This is a genomic window from Spirochaeta isovalerica (genome assembly GCF_014207565.1).
Taxonomy (GTDB): Bacteria; Spirochaetota; Spirochaetia; order DSM-2461; family DSM-2461; genus Spirochaeta_F; species Spirochaeta_F isovalerica.
Genome location: NZ_JACHGJ010000026.1, coordinates 1 through 1,623 on the forward strand (window position 1 = coordinate 1; position 1,623 = coordinate 1,623).

4 protein-coding genes are annotated in these 1,623 nt (G+C 51.3%); all 4 read right to left on the reverse strand.

Annotated elements, in window-relative coordinates; all coding sequences use genetic code 11:
- Window positions 1-26: 26 nt before the first annotated feature.
- Complete coding sequence (locus tag HNR50_RS22065; RefSeq protein ID WP_184748980.1) at window positions 27-389, reverse strand: sodium:proton antiporter; 363 nt, start codon at window positions 387-389, stop codon at window positions 27-29.
- Window positions 389-1,084, reverse strand: a complete 696-nt coding sequence (gene mbhE, locus HNR50_RS22070; RefSeq protein WP_184748981.1) for a hydrogen gas-evolving membrane-bound hydrogenase subunit E — start codon at window positions 1,082-1,084, stop codon at window positions 389-391. Before mbhE ends, HNR50_RS22065 begins: the two co-directional genes overlap by 1 nt.
- Window positions 1,077-1,325, reverse strand: coding sequence for a Na(+)/H(+) antiporter subunit B (locus tag HNR50_RS22075; protein WP_221439966.1), 249 nt, complete (start codon window positions 1,323-1,325; stop codon window positions 1,077-1,079). The genes mbhE and HNR50_RS22075 overlap by 8 nt, the downstream gene beginning before the upstream one ends.
- Window positions 1,315-1,623, reverse strand: a 309-nt coding sequence (mnhG, locus tag HNR50_RS22080; protein ID WP_221439967.1) for a monovalent cation/H(+) antiporter subunit G, incomplete at its 5' end; no start/stop codon positions are given. The genes HNR50_RS22075 and mnhG, both read right to left, overlap by 11 nt.

The following is a 1,623-nucleotide window of genomic DNA, read 5'->3' on the forward strand; positions in this document are numbered from 1 at the left end:
ATAAATCGGATTGATTAATAGGGCGTTTACCATTTCAAGTCCTCATAGCTGCTGATATCCAGTGATTTCCCGTGGCCCTGCAGTTTAACCGCATAGGCCAGCATAAGCGCCGTTACACCCAGTCCGATGACGATGGCCGTCAGTACAAGAGCCTGGGGTACGGGGTCGACGACAGTGTTGACCGCGTTGTAAGCGGAAACCGATTCGCCGATAATAGGCGCGGTCCGTCCCTTGATGAAACCGAGTCCCACCATAACGACGTGTAATCCCGTGTCGAAAACGGAAAATCCGATAATGATTTTGATAATATTCTTCTGCGTGAGAATTCCCCAGACTCCGAGGAGTATAAGGGCGAATCCTGCAATAAGTGCTATAAATCCGTAATCCATTACTTATCCCCCTGCATGCTGTGGAATTTGGCCAGAAGACCGGCCAGTTCGGACCCGACTTTCAATCCGACCAGGATGTAGATGACCGGAACGGCTCCGGCGCTCATAAGATCGCCGACTTTTCCCAGGGGAAGAATGCTGTTGTCCAGGAATCCGCCTGCCAGGAAGATCCCGGCGATACCGAGAGCCACATAGGCGAGACCGGAAATCGATTCGACGACTGCGAAAAGTCCTGTCGCCGCTTTGGATTCCGGTTTGGCCAGAAGGAGAAGGATCAGTCCCGAAGCGATAACCGCTCCGCCCTGGAAACCTCCACCCGGAGTCAGATGCCCGTTGATAAAGATATAAGCGCCGAGCAGGAAAATCAGAGGCGTGATAACTCCGGCCGCTGTTTTGAGCAGCTCGCTGGAATCTCTTGTCTCTCTCTCTACGCCGGATGTGTTCCCTTTTAACAGAAAAGCTACGATAGCTGCCGTGAGGAAAAGAATCGTGACTTCGCCCAGCGTATCGAGACCTCTGTAGGTCACGACAATCGCTGTAACAATATTGGCCGTACCCACTTCATCGGCTGTGTTTTCAGCGTAGTAAGTGGCTGTCTCATTGAGAGAGTCAGCTGCCTGAAAGTTGTCCGCCAGATTGTAGAAAAGCGTTCCCATAGCGAGGAGAAGGAGTATAACTGCGATATTTTTAGCCATTTTCGCCTCCCCTTACTTTATTGAGAACGTAAAAGAAAATAATTGTCGAAAGACCGCTTCCGATAGCCGCTTCTGTCATCGCCACATCGGGCGCTGAGAGCATCAGGTAGAGAACCGAAGCGAGCAGCGACACCAGTCCGGCGGAGATGATCGATACGACCAGTTCTTTTGCCTGAATGGCGGTGATAGCCGAGGCCAGCATAAGAAGAACCAGAATGATTACAAGAATATTACTCAGCATCTTCAGCCTCCTCGGTGGGGACAACAAGTTTATCCAGAACCGTTTTCTCAGTCATCTTTATACCGATGAAATGAGCGGCCCGTGCCAGAGCATGGGAAGAAACGGGGTTTGTAAAAAGGATAAAGAGGATCAGAACCACCAGTTTTGACCACCATGAAGGATGAGCAAAAGCCAGTCCGGCCAGAAAGAGAATGGTTCCCAGCGTGGTTGCTTTGGTTCCCGCCTGAATTCTGTTGAAAAGGTCGGGCATCCTCACGATTCCCAGGGCTCCCAGGAAGAGGAAAGCCGCGCCGATGAC

Coding starts and splice junctions, on each gene's coding strand:
- HNR50_RS22065 (WP_184748980.1), bottom strand. CDS start 389: ATGGATTACGGATTTATAGCACTTATTGCAGGATTCGCCCTTATACTC.
- mbhE (WP_184748981.1), bottom strand. CDS start 1,084: ATGGCTAAAAATATCGCAGTTATACTCCTTCTCCTCGCTATGGGAACG.
- HNR50_RS22075 (WP_221439966.1), bottom strand. CDS start 1,325: ATGCTGAGTAATATTCTTGTAATCATTCTGGTTCTTCTTATGCTGGCC.